The sequence below is a fragment of the Shewanella sp. SM55 genome (assembly GCF_025654025.1).
Taxonomy (GTDB): domain Bacteria; phylum Pseudomonadota; class Gammaproteobacteria; order Enterobacterales; family Shewanellaceae; genus Shewanella; species Shewanella oncorhynchi.
The window spans coordinates 1-22,311 of record NZ_JAKKRS010000008.1 but is presented as its reverse complement, the minus strand read 5'-3'; the positions used below and the strand labels follow the sequence as shown (position 1 = coordinate 22,311).

Here is a 22,311-nt window from a genome sequence, read left to right as displayed (position 1 = left end):
ATTATAAATTCGCGCTACCGCTTTCTATCCTAACTGTGTAATCACATCGTCAATTAAGTCGATTGCCTCATCAAACTGATACTGGTTAATCATAGATAAAGCGGGGCTTAATGTTTGCCACATCGCACTACTCACCTTCGGCTTTAAGGCATCAATTTTTGCCACTGCGCTGGCATCGGCATCATCTAAGTTCTGCCGCAAGGCCTGTAATGCCGCCCTTAAATCTTCAGCAGATAATAAATCAACGGCTTGAGGTTCGGCTTGATTTACCGCTGCTGGTTTGGCGTGTTCAATCGCATCGCAGATAGAGGCCACTAGCGGTTGAATTTGAACCAATTCATCTTCATAGGGCGCTTTCTCTGTTAAATGCAACTCAAGCAAACGCGCTAATTCCACCAACTTTGCCGAACTTAAATTACCCGCTAAGCCTTTAAGGGTGTGGGCGATACGCACGGCATCTTCGACTTGATTCGCCGCGATGGCTTTGCGAACCTGCTCCACCACATTACGCTGACTGCTCACAAAACGATCAAAGATTCGTTGATAAAGACGCGTCGAATGCTGTACTAGTTGCAAACCTCTATCGATATCCAGCTCAGGGTGTTCTGGCCATTTGAGCAATACCGTTTGATCAGCGCCATTGCTGACTTCACCCTGTGCGCTGGACGAAGTTAACTGAGTTGAGGCTTCTGCCCTTATCGCTGCAGAAATTCCAGAAGAAGATCCGAGGTATTTCAATAGGGTTTGATAAAGCACATTCACTTCTATGGGCTTGGCAATATGGTCGTTCATGCCCGCCCTGATGCACATGTCCCTATCGCCCGCCATCGCATTAGCCGTCATGGCGACGACGGGTAAATTTGCCAACGCGGGTCTTTTTCTTATCGCCTGAGTGGCTTGATAACCATCCATGACCGGCATTTGGCAATCCATTAACACTAGATCGAAATGCTATTGGGATAGCTTATCTAAGGCAATTTGGCCATTGGTCGCTATGGATAAAATAATCCCCACTTGCTCTAAAAACTCGCTGGCGACTTCGAGATTCATCTCGTTATCTTCCACTAATAAGATACGCTTCCCTTGAAGTGGCAATAATAACTGTGGCGCCAGCTCTTCAGTACGGCGTCTCACTGGCAATATGCCTTCACGGCCAATCGCATTCATTATGCCATCGAGCATGCGTGAGGCGCTGATGGGTTTACTGATGTACCCCGCCAGTGCTAATTGCTCAATTTGAGTGATAAATTCATGATTAGCATGGGCGGATACCATCAAGATCTTAGGCTGAGACTTAGCCTGTAGTTGGATCTGGCGGGCGGTTTCTAACCCGTCCATATTGGGCATTTTCCAATCGATTAATGCCACTTCATAGGTCTGCAGTAAACAGCGGCTTATTGCTTCTTCACCTGAACGAACCGTATCGACTCTAAAGCCCATACTTTCGAGCGTTGTACGCATTATGTCTCTGGCGGTCGCGTTATCATCTACCACCAGCACAGACATGCCCTCAAGCTCTTGCTCAAGCACTAATTTTTGGCCCTCGGAAATTTGTAACTTCACAGTGAAATAGAAGGTGCTGCCATGACCAAATTGACTTTCGACACCAATATTGCCCCCCATGAGTTCAACGAGTTGCTTGCAAATAGCCAAGCCTAAGCCTGTACCACCGTATTTACGGGTGGTTGAAGTATCCGCTTGGGTAAAGGATTTAAATAATTTTGCTTGCTGCTGCTCAGTTAAGCCTATGCCGCTGTCACGCACACTAAAACGCAGCACGACATCATCATCTTGCTGTTCAACAAGATTTAACGACAGTAATACTTCACCCCGCTCGGTGAATTTAATGGCGTTATTCATCAAGTTAATCAACACTTGACCTAAGCGTAGCGAATCACCATATAAATAACGCGGCACGTTAGGGGCGACTGCAAATAACAATTCAATCTGCTTGTGGGCGGCTTTCTCAGAGAACATATCGCTGAGATCTTCTAGCATAGTATCGAGCTGAAATGGCACTGAATCTATGTCGAGCTTACCCGCTTCAATCTTAGAGAAATCCAGAATGTCATTGATAATAGACAGTAAAGACTGCGATGCCCGCTCAATCTTCTCCACATAGTTTTTCTGTTTTTTATCTAATTCGGTCTGTAAGCACAGCTGCGACATGCCGATAATGGCGTTCATCGGGGTGCGTATTTCATGGGACATATTCGCCAAGAAGTCACCTTTGGCTTTACTGGCGGCATCGGCTTGCTCTTTGGCAAGTAACAGTTCATCGGAGAGCAATTTAAGCTCTGTCATATCGACCATGCTGATCACAGCCGATTCAAATTGTCCTTGGGCATCTAACAGTGCCGACACATTGACCGTCATCCATAAAGGCGCACCAGAAGGACGAATAAAGCTTCTCTCGCCACGATAATGGTCAATTTTGCCACCGACCAATTCCTTAAATTGCGCCTTGGCAATATGCTTATCTTGCGCGCTAAGGACCTCAAAAATTGCGGTATTGCGTAAACTCTCCCGTGACCGCGCCATATCGGCACAGAATTGGTCATTACAATCTAAGATAACGCCTTTAACATCCACATTTACGATACCAATGGTCGCACCATCGAACAGTGCCTTAAAGTGCGCTTCACTGAGGGCTAACTCTTGTTCTATGCTCTTGCGTTGGGTAATGTCCATTACATACCCATTCCAAGTAATAGCGCCATCTTCTTCTACATGGCCGCTCGCCCCCGCCTCCATCCAACGTATGCTGCCATTGGGATGGCGATAACGAAACTCGCGGATCCATTGAAACCTATCTTCACTCTTACCCGAAAGTGCTCGCACGACATCCGGCCTTTCGTCATCAAAAATCCGCTCAGCGATGGTGTCAAAATTACTAATAAGATCATCACGATGTAGCCCCAGCATTTTCATTGCCGCACCAGAGAGAAAGGTAAATCTGCGATCAGTAGGCGAGTGCCATAACAATTGGTACACAGTACAAGGAATAGACTCTGTAATATTGGTCAATTGCAGGCGCGAAGCCTCCAACTGCCCTATAGCAAGCTTACTCTCTGTGATGTCATCAATACTGCCGTCGAACCAAAGTGGAACGCCCTCTTCGGTATAACTTGCCTTACCTTTCTCATGCACCCAGCGCACACTGCCATCGCGATGGCGGATTCGATATTCCACTTCAAAGGTTTCTTGCTGCGCGAGTGCTCTATCAATATGCAAATGACATGTAGGCCGATCCTCTTCTAAAATCAGCGAAGCAAAAGTACGTTGGCGATTTTCAATAAACTGACTCGCTGCATAACCCGTAATCTCAGCAATATTGTCACTGATATATTCCATGAACCATACATCCCCGATACGAGTCCGATAAACGGCGCCGGGAATATTAGTCACTAAGCCACGAAAACGCTGTTCGCTATCACGGATCTTCTGCTCAACGGCCAGTTTTTGTGTCATATCGCGTATTGAAGCCGCCACTTGCCTTTGTCCATCAAAGGCAGGGGGAAGAATACTCAGCGCTATTTCCGCAATAAATTCATTACCATCGGCTTTTAAAGCCCGAACATGACGCGCATTTGCCATGCCTCTATCGCGGCCTTCGCGCAGGAATGTTTGCCGCTCAAGTACATGCCCGTTTCCTAACTCTTGCGGCAATAACGCCTCAACCTGCAAACCCAGCATAGCGCCCGATTCGTATCCAAAGAGCTGCTGACAGCGACTGTTAGTAAAGACGATTTTCCCAAGTTCGTCGACAATGAGCATGGCCTCTGGAGCGGCTTCTAGTACGGCATTTGACCAGACTGCTGCTGAAAACTGCTCAGTAACATCGGTAAATAACATCTCCACCGACATTAACTCACCCGTATCTGATAATAACGGCTGCATAAATACATCGAGCCTTCTTAAATGCCCTTTTTCATCCAGCATTTCAACTTGATGCGAAGGCACATTTTGGCCCTTTAAGGCCAAATCGGTATATTCCCAGTTTTTCTCATTAAGGGGATTAGCCGAGAAGAGCCTTTGATATTTTCGCTTGAGTAAATCAGGTGAGATCCCCAACACCTTAGTTACCCCCTCACTGACTTGGGCGAGTTGACCATTAGGTTCTAGGGAACAATAGAAAGATTTATCGCTCATACCATCAATTAGGCGCGCAAAGCGGTTGCCACGGGAATCAAGAATGGCTTGTTCACGTTCTGCGAGTAATTCCGCCATTTGATTGAAGGTAGTACTCAGCGTCACTATTTCACTCACGGCACCTTTAGGTACAATGAGCTGCTGAGCTTTACCCTGTCCAAAGGACAAGATACCCGACTCGAGTAGCTCTAACGGCCGAGTTAATCGTTTCGCCGCCAGATAACAGGTCAGCAATAATAAGAGGGTTAATAAACTTAAATTGAGGATAATAGATGCTAGATCATCAAGTAGGGAGTTGAATAAATCTTGTTCTGGCGCGAATACAATCACACGCCACTTTAATTGAGGGACAGTCGCAATACTCGCAAGATAAACAACATCTTGGTTATCAACAAACCTTGTTTGACCATCAAGCCTTTTATCCTGTAGCGTCCAAAAATCGGCATTTTTATTTTTATCGAGCCACTGGGCTGAAGTCGTTGCCAGCACTTTTTCTTTATCTATATGATAAATAAGCCGCCCTTGATCGTCTAAAACCACCAGACGATTTGGTGCAATCCCCAATTGTTTTGGCAATCCATCTAAGGCTAAATCAACCGTGGCAACCCCAAAATAATTGCCTACCTCACCAAAAGGAGCCGAATAGGTTACCATCAGAATATTCCCTGCCCCCTCATCAAAGTATGCCTTTGACCAATAACCGCTCGCTTGATTGATAGCCTTGCTCCACCAATCCCAAGTACCATCGGTATAGTCGTAGCCTTCAGCGCCAATATCGAGGTAGTGTAAATCGTTACCACCACTTGTATCGCGATAAACATAGGGAGAAAATAGCTTGCGGTTAGGAAAAGTATTGGGTTTAAATGCGACTGCGGATCCAAAAAAATCAGGATGACGTTTGACTCGATTCATCAAGACACTTTTAACACTCTCAGTGTCATTCATGTCTTCTTTACTTGACAAAAAACCAATAAAATCAGCAAGACCTTGGGTGTTGGCCTGCGCATGCTCGAGCAGAAACTGCAGACGAGAAGCCGAATGACTCGCCTCTTGAGTCAGGCTATGGTAAAGCCGATTCTCTGAAGAGATATAACTAAACCAAGCGTTTACACCATAGACACTCGCCATAATTAAAATGAGAGGCAAGGCTATGTGGGATAAAATTCTACTGCGAAAAGTACGAAGTTTACTTTTTTCCATGGCGTCGCCCTAAAGCCCTCGATTTTATAAGCACTGCATTTAAAAATAGCACTTATAAAGTAAACGAAGAATTTAGTGGCGACAATGTCAAAGTTAAAATAATGTGAAGTAATTTATTGTTTTAAAAACACTAATAAGCCGTCTCTAAGGTTTGATTAGGTAAGATACGAGCAAAATAGCTTTGGGTTTCGGCGATAATGATATGCCTCAAGCCCACAATGGCGATCAAGTTAGGGATAGCCATCAAACCATTAACCGTATCGGCCAACAACCAAATCACATCCAGTTTGATAAAAGCACCACCCGCAATCAGTACCAAAAACACCACTTGATACATGCGTAATCCGCGCTCACCAACTAAGTAATACCAACAGCGTTCACCATAATAATGCCAGCCCAAAATAGTGGTAAATGCAAAACACACTAGTGCAATAGTCACCAAATACTGACCCACAAGCGCTGAGCCTCCCAGAGCAAAAGCAGCACTCGTCATCGCGGCACCCGCAGTCTCACCACTCCATACCCCAGTGATGATCAGCACTAACCCCGTCATAGTGCAAATGATAATGGTATCGAAGAAAGTACCCGTCATGCTGACGAGACCTTGCTCAACGGGTTCATTGGTCTTAGCGGCAGCGGCGGCAATGGGTGCACTACCTAATCCAGATTCGTTCGAGAACACACCGCGGGCAATACCGATTTGAATCGCCTGCGCGACTGTCGCCCCTAAAAATCCCCCCGCAGCTGAGAGTGGCGTAAAGGCAGATTCAAGCACTAAAGCTAAGGCGGGTAAAATCTGCTCGGAGAAACCGACTAAGATCCACACGCAGGCCAGCACATAACCAATCGACATCGCAGGCACAAGTTTTTGCGCCACATTTGAAATACGCTTAACCCCACCCAAGGTAACTGCGGCCACTAAAAATGTCAGTACGGCCGCGGTTAACCAAGTCGGCACCTCAAAGGCGATCGTCAGCGCATCGCTAATGGCATTGACCTGTGCAAAAGTACCAATACCGAAAAAGGCCACACCAACCCCAAAGAGAGCGAACAATTTCGCCATCCAAGGTAGACCAAGGCCGCGCTCGATATAATACATAGGGCCACCCGCAATCTGCCCACGAGCATCGGTGGTACGGTACTTTACCGCCAACATACACTCGGCATATTTAGTCGCCATGCCGAAAAATGCCGCCAGCCACATCCAAAATAACGCCCCTGGCCCGCCCATTTTTATCGCCGTCGCCACGCCAACAATATTACCGGTACCGATAGTGGCGGACAGCGCCGTACAAAGCGCTGCAAAGGAAGATAAATCCCCATGACCTTTGGCGGGTTTAAACAACAATCCCATCGCCATCGGCAGACGAAATACTTGGATAAGCTTGAGGCGCGCAGTGAGATAAATCCCCGTGCCCACCAGCAAACAAAGGGTGATTGGGCCCCAGACTATGCTATTAATGCTGGCAAGAAAAGCTTGAAAACTCATGATATTCCTCGAATATTAAACAACAAAATTAATAAACGGAGGAGGAAAAGAAATGGCTGTGACGCGCCGCAGTCGGACGCTATAGCGAACTATTTTGACCTAATCTCGGCAGAGAATCGCCTAAGCTGAACGCTAAAAGCGTAGCAAGCGAGAGCTCTACACGAGTGCTTTCAATAAGAGCAAAAGTGCTCCATCTCAAGCAAAAGAGTAAAAATAGCCCACGACGACAAACGACAGGGACTGTGCAGTCATCCTCTCCTCTGTCCTTTTGCCTGAGCGTTTCGCGTCGCAGGTTATACAATAACACCACGACACTTTCGCCTTCGGCGCCACCTGATTGCACAATGAGTGCAACTGGTAGTCTCTCCAGAGGCTCGTCCAGTAACAGTCCACGCCTATCGGCACCTGAAAGAGTGCTTTGTTTTCATAAGAAGACTCGCTTCTGTAAAACCAAAGTTGCCTCGTCGGTGTGGGGTCAATTCCCCACTCTCCTGCTACCTTCATCCGAACGGATTGCTAGATTGAGATCTACTCCCAAGCTAACAGGACGCACAGAATGCAACAAATGCGGCGTCAGCTCAAGCCGTTTGCTCACAGTTCGCGGAGGATTTAATCCAGTTGACTATTTTTACACCAAATGACGATTTATGTTTTGTTACTCCGTGGATGATCCTATTACAAGAAAAATCAGTATCTATCTGAATAGAAAATGCTTTACCTTGAACATAGAATGGCAATGCTAAATTGCGGCCACTAAGTAAGTTGCAGCCGCAGTTTGAAACACTGCTTACCACACCCGCCGCCAATGGATATAAAGGAGTTGCTCAATGGCCGACGTCGCTAAGCTTAACCAAGTCACCAAAGGCTTTCGCGATGGTGAGCAATATCATCAAGTGCTGCAAGCGGTCAATCTACAGATCCACAGAGGTGAAACCGTGGCGCTTACAGGTCCCAGCGGCAGCGGCAAAAGCACCTTACTCAACCTGATTGCCGGCTTTGAAACGCCAGACTCGGGTGAAATCTTGCTAGAACAAGCGTCCACCTCAACTTGGCAAGACAAAGATTGGAGCCGTTTCAGACGTAATTCCTTAGGTGTCGTGTTTCAGCAATTTAACTTACTCACGCCACTCAACGTGAAAGACAATATCGCCTTCTCCTTAAGTTTAACCGCGCAGCCATGGTCGCCTTGGTGTGACTATCTGGTTGAAAAACTTGGGCTGATGCCATTACTTCACCGCCAAGTTGAAGCCCTGTCAGGCGGTCAACAACAGCGTGTCGCCATCGCCCGCGCCTTAGCCCATAAACCGACCTTGCTACTGGCCGACGAACCCACAGGTAACTTAGATGATGTATCGGGCAAACAAGTGATGGCACTACTGTGTGAACTGGCACGAGAAAGCCAAACCAGTATCTTAATGGTCACCCACAGCGAAGAATGCGCAGCCTTTATGCAAAAACGTTGGCACTTATCCCAAGGTGCAGTCGCTATTTATGAACAATAAACAGCTCACTAAGGCGACTCCCACAGCGCTTAAGCAAACAGAACTTAAACAGACTGGACTTAAGCAAACTTGGCTGAGGCTGACGTGGCTCAGCCTAAAGGTTTTTATCGCCCATTATCGCCATGCGCCCATACAAGCAGGTGCCATTCTGCTCGGTATCGCCTTAGCCGTCACTCTGCTCATTGGAGTCAAGGCAACCAATGACAATGCCGTGCGCAGCTATAGCGATGCGACTGAGTTACTGAGTCAACGCGCCGATGTGCTACTCACGCCGCCCCTAGGACAAAACACTTTAGATGAATCTGTCTATTTCGCCTTGAGACGAGCCGGATTAAGTCAGAGTCTCGCCGTCGTAAGTGGTAAAATCTCCGGTAAAAACGGTCAGTTCTGGCAACTGGAAGGCAGCGATTTGATCGCTGCATTAACACTACAAAAATCGAGAAGTAACGCCTCGACTGACACACAATCAGCCACCTCACCACAGATGAATGACTTACCGCTTGCCGATCTCCTCAGCGGCGCAGCCACAGTAATAATGAGCCGCAGCCTAGCTGCCAAAGTGGCACCAGAAGGTAAACTTGTTTTAGAAAATAGCACCTTAGATATCATTGCAATTGATGACAGTTTTGGTCTAGGCAGCGCCATCTTGGCCGATATGTCCCTCGCCCAGCGATTACTAAATATGCAAGGCAGATTGAGCTATATCGGCATGTTCAGTGAGCGAGAAAACCTACCTAAACTAAAATCCCAACTCGACGCTTTAGGGATTACGCCCCACAAGGCCAGCTTTAGCCAGCAAGATCAAGGTCAAGCGCTGATAGCGCTGACCCGCAGTTTTCATCTTAATCTTAATGCTATGAGCATGTTAGCCTTCGTTGTCGGCCTCTTTATCGCCTACAACGGTGTGCGCTACAGCCTAATGAAACGGCAAAAACTATTAGTGCAATTATTACAACAGGGAATCGAGCGCCGCGCCTTGATGACGGCGCTGATGTTCGAATTAATTTTGTTAGTTGTCATAGGTTCAAGTTTGGGCTTTATCAGTGGTTTGCAACTCAGCCACTGGCTGCAACCTATGATCGCCATGACCTTAGAGCAAATGTATGGCGCCCACTTGCTCCCCGGTATTTGGCAATGGACTTGGCTTTTTGAGGCAATTGCCCTCACCTTAATTGCCGCGCTCGCCGCTTGCTTGCCCTTGTATTTAGATCTTACGCGCCAAGCGCTTGCACAAGGGGCGAATCGTTATCAGCAAATGCAGGCACACCGCAAAAACCATAGCATTCAATTTGCCTTAGCCTGTGGCTTATTGACCTTAGCGGCTCTGCTGTTTCCCTTCAGCCAAAGCTATAACATCAGCTTAGTGTTGCTCGGTATCGTCGCTATCGCTATTCCCTTATTGTTGCCGCAATTATTGCATTGGGGCGTCAGTGCGTTAATGCCCTTGGCGCGTCCTGGATTATGGCAATATCTGCTCGCCGAAACCCGTGAGCTTATTGCACCGCTTTCCTTGGCTATGATGGCGATCTTACTGGCGCTCAGTGCCAATGTGTCGATGAACACCCTCGTTGGAAGCTTCGAACAAACCCTGCGATCTTGGCTAGAAACTCGCTTGCATGCCGATCTCTATATCCGCCCACCAAGCCAGCGTATCGACACTATTCAAACCCAATTGATGCACGATCCAAGAGTTAGCGGTCTTTATCAGCAGTGGCAGATTGAAGCCCAGCTTTCACTGCCAGTTTCAACGGATAATCCGAGCGAGCAGACGATTCCGGTGAGCCTACTCAGCCGCGATGAATTTTCGACTCGGCACACCAGTGCGCTTAAGGAAAGCCTGCCCACATTGTGGCAATCCTACTTTAATGCACCCATTGTATTGGTGAGCGAACCTCTAGCCATCAAATACCAATTACAGCTTGGTGATACTGTGTCATTGGATGTGCTTGAGAAAACAGGTAACAGCAAAGCCATTATTGGCGGCATTTATTATGACCACGGCAATACCCGAAACGAGGTCATTATCAGCCAGCCACTTTGGCAACGGGCCCAGTTACCTGTACTGCCGGTGAGTTTAGCGGCAAGTTTTCGCGGTAAAGAGCAAGGCAGTAGGATAAGTGAAGCAGAACTGGATCAACTACAAGTCCAACTGGCGACTGAGCTAGGTTTATCCCAAGCGCAAATCTACAGCCAAACTAAGATTAAAACCCAAGCTATCGCTATGTTTAAACGCACTTTTTCCATTACCTTAGTGCTGAATAGTTTAACCTTGATTGTCGCCGCGATTGGCCTCTTTAGTGCCTGCTTAATGTTGACTCAGGCAAGGCAAGCGCCACTGGCACGGCTGTATTCCCTCGGCGTCAGTCGTAATGCTCTGCGCGGTATGGTGTTTATGCAAATGTTGATTGTGGTACTGATCACTTGCCTGCTCGCTATGCCAACGGGCGCGCTGTTAGGTTACCTACTTATTAATAAGATCACCTTGCAAGCCTTTGGCTGGACGATAAAAATGATTTGGGATTGGCAAGCTTACGGCCATGCAATACTGATTGCCTTAACCACCTGCACCTTAGCCGTACTCTTACCGCTGTATTGGCAAACCCGCAAGCCACTGGTCGCCAGTCTGCAGCAGGAGACACTGTGATGAAAACACTCAGTATTGTATGGGCAGTAGTTGGGTTAATGCTTATCGGCGGCTGTGATAAAACGCCATCGACGCAAAACACTCAGTCCAAATCCATGGCCAATGTGGTGGGGAAAACCTCGACTAATCAAGATGATTTAGCTTTTACGCCTGTTGTTCCCGGCTATAGATTTGAATTTCCGCGGGATCACTTAGCACATAACAGTTTTCGCCAAGAATGGTGGTATCTAACCGCGAATTTGACCACAGAGAAAGGTGAGCAACTCGGCGCCCAGTGGACGCAGTTTAGAGTCGCCCTGAAACCCACAACTCTGCAAACAATCGCTCCACAAACAACAGTTCCGCAAGTAACAGATGCAACGCCCAAAAGTGAATCCACTTGGGAGACTCAGCAGCTTTATTTAGCCCACAGTGCATTAACCTCGAGTAATGCTCACTTGGCCAACGAAAAGTGGTCACGCCGTCATAGCGAGTTTGCCGAGGTAAAATTAGATCCTTATCAAATCCGCCTCGATAACTGGCACTGGCAGAGCGAAACCAATGCACTCTTTCCCGCGACCTTAACGGTGGAGAATTCTGATTTTAGCTATCGACTTCAACTTAATAGCCAAGCGCCACTGCAATACCAAGGCGTTAACGGCTATAGCCTTAAAAGCCGCGACGGCCAAGTAGCCTCTTACTATTACAGCCAACCCTTTATTGAAATTTCAGGTGAAATCAACCGCAATGACAAAGTGGAGCAAGTCACAGGCCAAGGTTGGCTCGACAGGGAATGGAGCTCGCAATTCCTCACTAAAACGCAACAGGGCTGGGATTGGTTCGCGCTCAGGTTAAATGATGGCTCGACGCTGATGTTGTTTCAGCTACGGGATCAGTCTCCGGCAGAGTCCGCAAAGAATGCACCTATCTCAGCATTTTATAGCGCCAGAAGAATGTTTGCCGATGGCACAGGGCGCAACATTAATTCCACTGACAATCCCAATGACATTCAGATGACGCCTCTTAGATGGCAACACACAGTCAATGGCGACTATCCCGTTAGCTGGCAAGTCAAAATCCCCAGCGAAAATATCGATCTCACTATCACCCCGCTCAATCCCAATAGCGCTATGCCATTATCAACGCCCTACTGGGAAGGCCCAGTGCATCTCTCTGGCAGCCATACAGGTACGGGTTATATGGAGCTAACGGGCTATTAACGTCTTATATATACTAAACAATGTGAATATAACTAATTATTCCTAAATATGTTCTATCGAAGGATTTTGCAAACATGCACGTCAGCTATTGCTCTTACTCAGAAATTTTATAAACACCTGTAATTGGTAAAAAGTATAGGATTCCTATCTACACACTTGTGCTTCCGTTAATGTTCACGGGTTCCAGATATGCACAATAGTATTCTCCATAAATGTACTCCTCACTATGTCCTAGTGACGACAGTGCTAACCGCTTAAATATCAAACTGGGAGTTAGATCACTCGCAAAACTTTGATCCGGATCGACTATCGCTTTCAATACCTCTTGTGAGGTATACCCACATTTTTTATCAGGTCTAGACTCGCCAGTATCAGCACTCGGTTACCCTCCTTTTTAATCTTAAGTAACCGAGTTTACGCTACTACAGGTCATCCAGTATGAGTCAGGAATACCACGTCACCAGCCTTGTGGTGCATGCCACGCCTAAAACCTTACAGCAGGTTGAAGCCAATATCCGCGCATTAGTGGGTACTGATATTCATGCAATTACACCCGAAGGAAAATTGGTCGTTACCCTAGAAGGGAGTAGCCAAAGAGCGATTCTTGACAATATTGAAGCCATCAATGCCCTGTCCGGCGTGTTATCTGCCAGCTTGATTTACCACCAAGTAGAACCCTTAGTACAAGAGAGTGAGGAAATATTATGAGCATAAGCCGCCGCGAGTTTCTCAAGGCCAACGCAGCGGTTGCCGCTGCGACGGCCGTTGGCGTCACACTTCCCATTAAGATGGTCGAAGCCGCCGAACAAGCTGACAGTATCAAGTGGGATAAAGCTCCCTGCCGTTTCTGCGGTGTGGGGTGTAGCGTATTAGTGGGCACCCAAGCGGGCAAAGTGGTCGCCACTAAGGGCGATCCTGAAAGTCCAGTCAACCGTGGCCTTAACTGTATTAAAGGTTATTTCCTATCAAAAATCATGTACGGCAAGGACAGATTAACCACGCCATTGCTGCGGATGAAAGACGGCAAATACCATAAAGAAGGTGAGTTCACCCCAGTCAGCTGGGATGTGGCCTTCGATACTATGGCCGCGAAATGGAAACACAGTCTCGCCACCAAAGGCCCGACGTCGGTAGGTATGTTTGGCTCTGGTCAATGGACTATTTGGGAAGGTTATGCCGCCTCTAAACTTCATAAAGCAGGTTTCCTTACCAACAACATAGATCCCAATGCGCGCCACTGCATGGCCTCAGCCGTAGGCGGCTTTATGCGCACCTTCGGTATCGATGAGCCCATGGGTTGTTATGACGATTTAGAAGCCGCCGATCAGTTTGTGCTCTGGGGCGCAAACATGGCGGAGATGCACCCAATTCTGTGGGCACGAATATCCGATAGACGTTTAAGCAGTCCAACGTGCCGAGTGCATGTGCTGTCGACCTTTGAGAACCGCAGCTTCGATTTAGCCGATAACCCTATGGTGTTCCGCCCACAGTCGGACTTAGTGATCCTCAACTATATCGCCAATTACATTATTGAAAATAAAGCCGTTAATACCGACTTTGTCACCAAACACACTAAGTTTGCCCTTGGGGTTGACGATATTGGCTATGGTCTGCGTCCCGAACATCCGTTAGAGAAAAAAGCCAAAAATCCGGGCAATGGTAAATCCACGCCCATTAGCTTTGACGAGTATGCCAAGTTTGTCAGCACTTATACGCTGGAATATGCCGCTAAGATGAGTGGCGTCGAGCCAGAGAAGCTGGAGATTTTAGCCAAAGCCTATGCCGACCCTAAGGTGAAAATCATGAGCCTGTGGACCATGGGCATTAACCAACACGTTCGCGGCGTGTGGGCGAACAACATGCTTTACAACATCCATTTGCTCACGGGCAAAATTGCCACACCGGGTAACAGTCCTTTCTCATTAACAGGTCAACCTTCGGCTTGCGGTACTGCACGTGAAGTCGGTACTTTCGCCCACCGTTTACCCGCCGATATGGAAGTCACTAACGACAAGCACCGCGCCATTACCGAAAAGCTATGGCAAGTGCCTGAAGGGACCATTCCCGCCAAACCTGGCTACCATGCCGTACTCCAGAGCCGTATGCTCAAAGATGGCAAGCTCAACTGCTACTGGACCATGTGTACCAATAATATGCAGGCAGGCCCTAACATCAACGATGAGATTTACCCTGGCTTTCGTAACCCAGAAAACTTTATCGTGGTTTCAGATCCTTATCCAACCATCACAGCCATGGCGGCAGATTTAATTTTGCCAACAGCAATGTGGGTTGAAAAAGAAGGAGCTTACGGCAACGCCGAGCGCCGTACTCATATGTGGCATCAGCAAGTAAAAGCCCCAGAAGGCGCAACCTCAGATCTGTGGCAACTAGTCGAATTTTCGAAACGATTCAAAGTCTCCGAAGTCTGGCCAGCCGAACTGATAGCCAAACAACCGGAATACGCGGATAAAACCTTATATGAAGTGCTATTTGCCAATGGCGTGATCGACAAGTTCCCAACTTCCGATTGCAAAGCCGAATTAAACGATGAGAGCGAACACTTCGGTTTCTACCTGCAAAAAGGCATTTTCGAAGAATATGCAGCTTTCGGTCGTGGCCATGGCCATGATTTAGCCGACTTTGACCGTTACCACGAAACCCGCGGCCTACGCTGGCCAGTCGTTAATGGCAAAGAAACGCTGCGTCGTTTCGTTGAGGGGAGCGATCCTTATGTCAAAGCGGGTGAAGGCTTTAAATTCTATGGCAAGCCAGATGGCAAAGCGGTGATTTTCGCCCTGCCCTATGAGCCCGCCGTCGAAGAGCCGAATGAAGAATACGATTTATGGATGTCGACTGGCCGCGTGCTGGAGCATTGGCACACTGGCTCGATGACAGCCCGCGTACCAGAGCTTTACCGTGCCTACCCCGACGCGCAAATTTTCATGCATCCAGAAGATGCGAAAGCTCGCGGCGTACAACGTGGTGACGAAGTCATAGTGGCTTCACCGCGCGGTGAAGTGAAAACCCGAGTTGAAACCAAAGGCCGTAACAAACCGCCACGCGGCGTAGTATTTATGCCTTTCTTCGATGCGCGCCAGTTAGTCAACAAACTGATATTGGATGCAACCGATCCCCTGTCAAAAGAAACTGACTTTAAAAAATGCCCAGTGAAAGTCTTCAAGGCGGAGAATAACCAATGAGAAAAATACTCACCTTAACTGCGTTACTCGTCGCCATTACCGGCTGTTCAGGTCAGCAAACCGACACCAACGTAGCACCAGTTAATATTCAATCCCTCGCAGGAAACATGGCGATCACCGACATTCGCCCAGCCAATGCCATGGCGATTTATCCTAGTCGCGGCACCTCTATTGAGCGCAGTTTTAGCGAGCAACCACCGCTCATCCCACATAAGGACGATTACAAGATCACCTTAGATAAAAATGGCTGTTTAAGCTGCCATAGTTGGGACAAGGCAAAACGCATGAAAGCCACACCAGTAGCTAAATCCCACGTGATTGATGATAAAGGCACAGTTAACGGACATAACTATGCCTGTACTCAATGCCATGTCGCTCAGGCCGAAAACAAGCAACCACTCGTCGAGAATCAATTCTCCGTCCAGTAAACCACACTCCCCTGCAGAGCAAAGCCACCCGAGTTTATGAGGATGGCTTTTTTGCTATTTAAGCATCCAATCCTAATGAGTTAGCTTAGAGCCAGTAATGAGTATTCAAGTAAATATAAGACTAAACGTCTATCGCTGGTTCAGCGTCCGTTGCTGAACAGTACTTTCACCAAGGAAGGGATTGAGCAGAAGTTAAAAAGGCAAAGTGAGAATCGAGGGAAATAAAAATAAGAGCAGAATCTAAAACACAGAAAAGTAAAAACCCAGCCTAGGCTGGGTTTACTTGTTGTTTTGCTTTATGCAAATTACCCGCTGGAGCCGTTTTAGTTACTTGCGCCGCTTTAGCGTTTTGCACATCTTTTGCCACAGGCATAGCCGCCTGCCACAAAGCACCTACCCACAGACTTGAACTTGATTTCATCGGTATTCCCCTGTTTTGTTAACAAGGTCAAAGTAATACTTAGGCTATCATTAGTAAAATGAATAAATTCCATAATATGGATTCCATTTGAGCATGAACATCCCAATCAAGACCTTACAGTGTTTTCTAACCTTAGTGGAAACTGAAAACTTTACCCGCGCCGCGCAGAAATGTTTTATCACCCAGCCGACACTAAGCAAAATAATACAGAGACTTGAAGAAAGCCTTGGTGAAACCTTGCTGATCCGAAATAACCAAAAGGTTGAGTTAACTCAAGCTGGTCAGCTCTTTGAGCACAGTGCACGGGAAATCCTCGGCCAATGGCATAGACTGCAGGAGGACATGAGTAACCTTAGCGGTCTTAAATCGGGGCGGTTGCGACTGGGTGTATGTCCTATGATGAGCAGTCTTATTATTGGTTTGCTCACTAGCTATCGTAAGCGTTATCCGGGAGTTGAACTACACATGTATGAGTACGGTGGATTCGGCTGCGAACAAGCATTGCTCAATAACAGTCTCGATATCGCCTTTACTGCGCTCCCCACGACCCATGAGACAGAACTCGTCAACCAACCCCTGACTAAGTACCCTTTACTCGCATGCCTGCCTGAAGGACATCCCTTAGCCGAGAAAGACCACTTAAAATGGCAGGACTTCCAACCCTATCCTTTTATCCTCTACAACGAAGACTTCTCCCTTGCTAAACTGATTAATCGCCTCAGTCGCAAAGCAGGTGTTCAACTCAATATTGCCTTTCGCAGCGGTCAGTGGGATTTCCTTGCCGCCATGGTCGAAGCCGATATGGGCGTCGCTATTTTACCTGAGCCTATCTGCAATCGATTAAGCACCAGTAAACTGGTCTTTAAACCTATGCAGCCCGCAATGACATGGGATCTGGCGCTTATTTGGCGCCAAAGTTTACCTTTAACACCAGCAGCCAAGGCCTTGCTCGAATTGAGTAAACAAAAAACTGAAGGCTGAGAAAATAAAGCGAGAACTAATATTATTTTAAACAACGAGATACGAAACTTCGTCAGCCGTAGCGGGTGATTACAGTTGGATCTCTCCCATAAAAAAAACCGCTGAGAGCCTAGAGGCCGACAGCGGTTTTTATTAGCTAAGGTAAGTTAAGAATTACTTCTTAGCTTCAGCAGCCTTACGTTCTTTAACTTGAGCAACAACTTTCTCAGCTACGCTAGCTGGACATTGGCTGTAGTGTGAGAACTCCATAGAGAACTGACCACGACCAGAAGTCATTGTACGTAAAGTACCGATATAACCAAACATTTCTGATAACGGTACGTCAGCTTTAACGCGAACACCTGTTACACCAGCAACTTGGTCTTTGATCATGCCGCGACGACGGTTTAAGTCACCGATCACGTCACCCACGTTGTCATCTGGGCTGAACACGTCAACTTTCATGATTGGCTCAAGAAGTTGTGGTTTAGCTTTAGCGATAGACTGACGGAAAGCGCCTTTAGCAGCGATTTCGAACGCGATTGCTGATGAGTCAACTGCGTGGAATGCACCGTCAGTTAATTCGAACTCAACGTCTAACACTGGGAAGCCAGCGATAGTACCTGTGTTCATCATGCTCGCGAAACCTTTCTCAACTGCTGGCCAGAATTCCTTCGGAACGCTACCACCAACAACTGAAGATTTGAACACGAAACCAGTGTTTGGCTCACCTGGGCGGATGATATATTCGATCTTACCGAATTGACCAGAACCACCTGATTGTTTCTTGTGAGTGTATTGATCTTCAACCATTTGAGTAATGGTTTCACGGTAAGCAACTTGTGGCTCACCTACGATCAATTCAACACCATAAGTACGCTTCAGAATGTCTACTTTGATATCTAAGTGAAGTTCGCCCATACCTTTAAGGATGGTTTCACCTGAATCTTCGTCAGTTTCTACGCGGAATGATGGATCTTCAGCGATCATCTTACCGATTGCGATACCCATTTTCTCAGAACCGCCTTTATCTTTTGGCGCTACTGCGATAGAGATAACTGGCTCTGGGAACACCATAGCTTCTAAGGTAACTGGGTGTTTCACGTCACATAAAGTGTGACCAGTTTGAACGTTCTTCATACCCACGATAGCGATAATGTCGCCAGCTTGAGCAGATTCAATTTCAATACGGTCATCAGCTAGCATTTCACACATACGGCCGATACGTTCAGTCTTGCCAGTCGCGCTGTTCAGGATGGTATCACCCTTCTTCAGACGGCCTGAGTAGATACGTACGAAAGTCAGGGCACCGAAACGGTCATCCATGATTTTGAACGCTAACGCTTTTAATGGCTCATCAGCAGAAACGATAGCGAATTCGCCAGTTTCGTTGCCTTCTTCGTCAGTTAATGGCTGTGGTTCAACTTCGTCTGGTGCTGGTAAATAATCAACAACAGCATCAAGAACCAGTTGCATACCTTTGTTCTTGAACGCAGAACCACAGTATGTTGGGAAGAAAGCCATAGTACGAGTACCTTTGCGGATACAACGCTTGATATCTTCGATAGATGGCTCTTCGCCTTCCATGTACGCTTCCATCACAGCATCGTCTTGCTCAACGGCAGTTTCGATCAGCATTTCACGGTATTCTTCAACCATGTCAACCATGTCAGCAGGTACATCTTGGATATTAAAGTTTTCTGGTAAACCAGACTCATCCCACACGTATGCTTTACGAGATAACAGATCAACAACACCAGTGAATTCGTCTTCAACACCGATTGGCAGAACCATAACCAGTGGAGTAGCAGCTAATACGTCTTTAGTTTGCTTAACTACGCGTAAGAAGTCAGCACCCATACGGTCTAACTTGTTTACGAAGATAATACGCGCAACTTCAGATTCGTTCGCATAGCGCCAGTTAGTTTCTGATTGAGGCTCAACACCGCCTGAACCACAGAATACACCGATACCGCCATCAAGCACTTTCAGAGAACGATAAACTTCAACGGTGAAGTCAACGTGTCCTGGAGTGTCGATAACGTTGAAACGGTGATCTCTCCAGAAGCAACTTACAGCAGCAGACTGAATAGTAATACCGCGCTCAGCTTCCTGTACCATGAAGTCAGTGGTAGATTCGCCATCGTGAGTCTCACCGGCTTTATGGATTCTTCCTGTTAACTTAAGGATACGCTCGGTGGTCGTGGTTTTACCCGCGTCAACGTGAGCGAAGATACCAATGTTTCTGTATTTGGATAATTCGGTCATGATTCAACTTTAATGAGTAGTTTAAGAAGTAGACGGAGTATGCGACAAACACCGACACACCGCACATCAGATTATTTTAGGCGCATATTGTAAATTGGAACCCTGCTCGGCGCAAATGGCTAGAGTACTTTTTCACGATAAAGTCGCGTAATAATTTAGATAAATAGCCATAAACACGAACTAAAACAGATAAGTAAAACACTTTAGCTTATTTTTCACTCAATCAATAAAAACCGTTAAATAAACCTCATTTTAATGGGATAAGGCGATTTTCAAGGGATTTCGATCATATCGTCAGTACAAACATCAAACATTAACCTGCAAGCATGGATGCTAGAACAATCATGTTATACCTATCTCCAAAATAGAGATGACATCCGCGACTCACTTCAATCGCAGTCTTTTAGCCAAATAACCACAAATCAGTCTTGAGTAAACCCTTACGTGTCGATGCACATTTGATTACGCCCTTGTGCTTTAGCACGATAAAGGGCTCGATCTGCCCGCTCAAAACACAATTGTATAGGTTCGTTTTCTGCGAGCTTAGCTATACCAAAACTACAAGTTAAGTGAACATTGTCAGTAAATTGATAATTGTTAATCCTCTGCGCAATCCGCACACACAAGCTTTCAACTAATGGCAATGATGACTGTTGGCAGAGGATCACAAATTCTTCGCCCCCCCAACGTGCGACCACATCAGAATCACGCACACAGTGCTGTAATACCTGTGACACTTGCTCAAGAATGCGATCGCCGACGTTATGCCCTAGCGTGTCATTAATCTCTTTAAAGTAGTCGATATCAATCATTACAAGGCACATGCCTGCCCCAGCAGATTTATCATGCAGCTCGTTATTAATAAAAAAGCGATTAAAGTAATGTCGGTTATACAATTTAGTTAAGGGGTCGTGGGTAGATAAAAATTCGAGTTCGGCATTTGACGCTTCAAGCTGTTCGCGTAAAGTTTCCAACTGTTTATTCTTATCGGTTAATCTTCGATTATATTGACTCATAAAGTAAGTTCTCGCCCCCAACATTAGGAGCAACAGACACGTCGCGCAGATAATTTGATACACAAGCGAATAGTTAGTCTCATCTATCACAGTCACATTATTCCACTTCTGATAAATCGTGATCCGCTCTTGCTCACTCACAGTGTTTAAGGCTTTATTTATCACAGGTAACAAGGACTCTTGACCATAAGCGACCCCCATCCGTAACTCATCTTCCGGCCCGCCCCAACCCGCAATTTTTAAATGTTCAAATCCCATTTGTTGAATGTAAGCGTTAACCGAAAACATTGACCCAACAAACAGATCTGCACGTTTATCCAGAACCGACTGCAATCCCGCAGGTTCACTGGCAACAGTAAGCATCTCTATCTGAGGATAATAATGCTGAATATACTCAGCTAAACGATAACCTTTGGGCACGGCTAAAATACGCGTATTGATATTCTCCAATCCTTGCAGAAAAGGCTGTTCTTTAAGTGAAACAAGCACATTTGGTGAGCGGAAATAGACATCACTGAAGTGCAGATAAGTCTCGCGTATTAGCGTTTTATTCAACATAGGGGTTAAATCGCACTGACCACTTTGCAAAAAAGATAAAGTTTCGGTCCAAGAAGATGTCCGCACTAGCTGAAACTTAAGGGAAGAATGTGACTCAACATGACGAATATAGTCCGATGAAATCCCCAGATGCTTACCTTCTCGTATTCCTTCATAGGGCAACCAATCAGGATCAACGCAATAACGGACTATCACAGCAGACTTGACGCTAACATCTTGATCCGCAAGTTTAGCACTAGACACCATGAAACGATCAGCATTCACCAGTACTGGCATACACAGCAATAGCGACAATAACCTCAATAAGCCACGCAATTCCATTGAAATTTCAACCTAAAAGCTGATGCTAGATGGGGAATGTAAAAAAGTGTATACGTGAAAACCACACAATACCAATTCCCATCATTGCTTATACGAAACGCTCGTTTGTCCATTGTGTCTTAACGCCTTCGTACATCAGCAAAACTTATTTTCATAAGGTGATCAGTTGATGGGAAAGAACGTTGCTAAGTTCACTCAGTCCTAAATTCACTCAATCTGAGTTTGGTATCACATTTTAAAAAGCCAATATTTATCGCTTGTTTCATCAGGGCTATCCTAAATACCCCCCCTTACTCGCCATCCAAAGTCATCATAACGCCTTTTGCAAACCACGATTATATGCAGCTGCACCTCGCCTTAACTTCTGAAGCTACGTTCTTTGGCCGCTATACCGCGATCATGATGGACTGTGCGGGGGCATCAAACAAAGATGGCAGAAGATTTTATAATCTGAGATAAAACTGCAGCCTTATTCTCCGGAACTGAATCTGATAGAACCGTTGTCGCGGATATTAATAGAATTGATATAAAGCCAAATGGTGCAAATTATTCGTATCGTGGAAGGTAAAAAAGGGATTATCGAGAGAAAAATAGGAGGAAAACTGACTAATTAAATAGACACTAGGCTGGATTTAACAAATTGCGAATGCAAAAAAGCCAGCTTATTCAGCTGGCTTCATTACATCTCAATGAGATAATTAGGCGCTTGGCGATGACCTACTCTCACATGGGGAGACCCCACACTACCATCGGCGCGTTTGCGTTTCACTTCTGAGTTCGGGATGGGATCAGGTGGTTCCACAAGGCTATTGTCACCAAGCAAATTCTGTTTATTACCGTGTCCATCTCTGGACCACGTTAATAATAATTCGGAAAGCTGATTTGCTTTGTTTGAGTCCACACTTCATTAAGTGTTTATATTCTGTCTAAGTTCGCTTAGCAAAACCCATCTG

11 protein-coding genes, 1 rRNA gene, 2 pseudogenes and 1 riboswitch are annotated in these 22,311 nt (G+C 46.4%); of the genes and pseudogenes, 7 read left to right on the top strand and 7 right to left on the bottom strand.

Annotated features, from left to right (window positions below; all coding sequences use genetic code 11):
• Positions 1-24: 24 nt before the first annotated feature.
• The 3 genes and pseudogenes from L5L91_RS22735 to L5L91_RS11590 all read right to left on the bottom strand — a co-directional run.
• Positions 25-636 (bottom strand): annotated as a pseudogene (locus L5L91_RS22735) (Hpt domain-containing protein); the annotation flags it as partial.
• An 83-nt stretch (positions 637-719) separates the two neighbouring features.
• Positions 720-5,352 (bottom strand): annotated as a pseudogene (locus L5L91_RS11595) (PAS domain S-box protein); the annotation flags it as partial.
• Positions 5,353-5,482: 130 nt separating this feature from the next.
• Complete coding sequence (locus tag L5L91_RS11590) at positions 5,483-6,841, bottom strand: alanine/glycine:cation symporter family protein (protein ID WP_263163866.1); 1,359 nt, start codon at positions 6,839-6,841, stop codon at positions 5,483-5,485.
• Positions 6,842-7,091: 250 nt separating this feature from the next.
• Positions 7,092-7,221: riboswitch (glycine riboswitch) on the bottom strand.
• A gap of 447 nt (positions 7,222-7,668) precedes the next feature.
• On the opposite strand from L5L91_RS11590, the gene L5L91_RS11585 reads away from it, so the two are divergent.
• From L5L91_RS11585 to L5L91_RS11560, 6 genes are all read left to right on the top strand, one after another.
• Positions 7,669-8,343 (top strand): ABC transporter ATP-binding protein, encoded by a 675-nt coding sequence (locus L5L91_RS11585; RefSeq protein ID WP_173246740.1) that lies wholly within the window; start codon positions 7,669-7,671, stop codon positions 8,341-8,343.
• Positions 8,333-10,987 (top strand): ABC transporter permease, encoded by a 2,655-nt coding sequence (locus L5L91_RS11580; protein WP_263163868.1) that lies wholly within the window; start codon positions 8,333-8,335, stop codon positions 10,985-10,987. The genes L5L91_RS11585 and L5L91_RS11580 overlap by 11 nt, the downstream gene beginning before the upstream one ends.
• Positions 10,987-12,186, top strand: coding sequence for a lipocalin-like domain-containing protein (locus L5L91_RS11575; RefSeq protein ID WP_263163870.1), 1,200 nt, complete (start codon positions 10,987-10,989; stop codon positions 12,184-12,186). The genes L5L91_RS11580 and L5L91_RS11575 overlap by 1 nt, the downstream gene beginning before the upstream one ends.
• Before the next feature lie 438 nt (positions 12,187-12,624).
• A complete protein-coding gene (locus tag L5L91_RS11570) occupies positions 12,625-12,894 on the top strand; it encodes a chaperone NapD (protein ID WP_071940060.1) in 270 nt (89 codons plus the stop codon).
• On the top strand, positions 12,891-15,386 hold the full coding sequence (gene napA, locus L5L91_RS11565; protein WP_263236589.1) for a nitrate reductase catalytic subunit NapA: 2,496 nt from the start codon (positions 12,891-12,893) through the stop codon (positions 15,384-15,386). Before L5L91_RS11570 ends, napA begins: the two co-directional genes overlap by 4 nt.
• Positions 15,383-15,814 (top strand): nitrate reductase cytochrome c-type subunit, encoded by a 432-nt coding sequence (locus L5L91_RS11560; RefSeq protein ID WP_263170176.1) that lies wholly within the window; start codon positions 15,383-15,385, stop codon positions 15,812-15,814. Before napA ends, L5L91_RS11560 begins: the two co-directional genes overlap by 4 nt.
• Before the next feature lie 268 nt (positions 15,815-16,082).
• Here L5L91_RS11560 and L5L91_RS11555 read toward each other — a convergent pair whose 3' ends face one another.
• Positions 16,083-16,235, bottom strand: a complete 153-nt coding sequence (locus tag L5L91_RS11555) for a hypothetical protein (protein ID WP_263143059.1) — start codon at positions 16,233-16,235, stop codon at positions 16,083-16,085.
• A 93-nt stretch (positions 16,236-16,328) separates the two neighbouring features.
• On the opposite strand from L5L91_RS11555, the gene L5L91_RS11550 reads away from it, so the two are divergent.
• Complete coding sequence (locus L5L91_RS11550; protein ID WP_168822466.1) at positions 16,329-17,216, top strand: LysR family transcriptional regulator; 888 nt, start codon at positions 16,329-16,331, stop codon at positions 17,214-17,216.
• A gap of 153 nt (positions 17,217-17,369) precedes the next feature.
• On the opposite strand, the gene fusA is transcribed toward L5L91_RS11550, so the two are convergent.
• From fusA to rrf, 3 genes are all read right to left on the bottom strand, one after another.
• On the bottom strand, positions 17,370-19,463 hold the full coding sequence (gene fusA / locus L5L91_RS11545) for an elongation factor G (protein WP_107402610.1): 2,094 nt from the start codon (positions 19,461-19,463) through the stop codon (positions 17,370-17,372).
• Between the two features lie 440 nt (positions 19,464-19,903).
• Positions 19,904-21,358, bottom strand: a complete 1,455-nt coding sequence (locus L5L91_RS11540) for a diguanylate cyclase (protein WP_263236588.1) — start codon at positions 21,356-21,358, stop codon at positions 19,904-19,906.
• A gap of 704 nt (positions 21,359-22,062) precedes the next feature.
• Positions 22,063-22,178: ribosomal RNA gene (gene rrf / locus L5L91_RS11535) — 5S ribosomal RNA — on the bottom strand.
• Positions 22,179-22,311 lie beyond the last annotated feature (133 nt).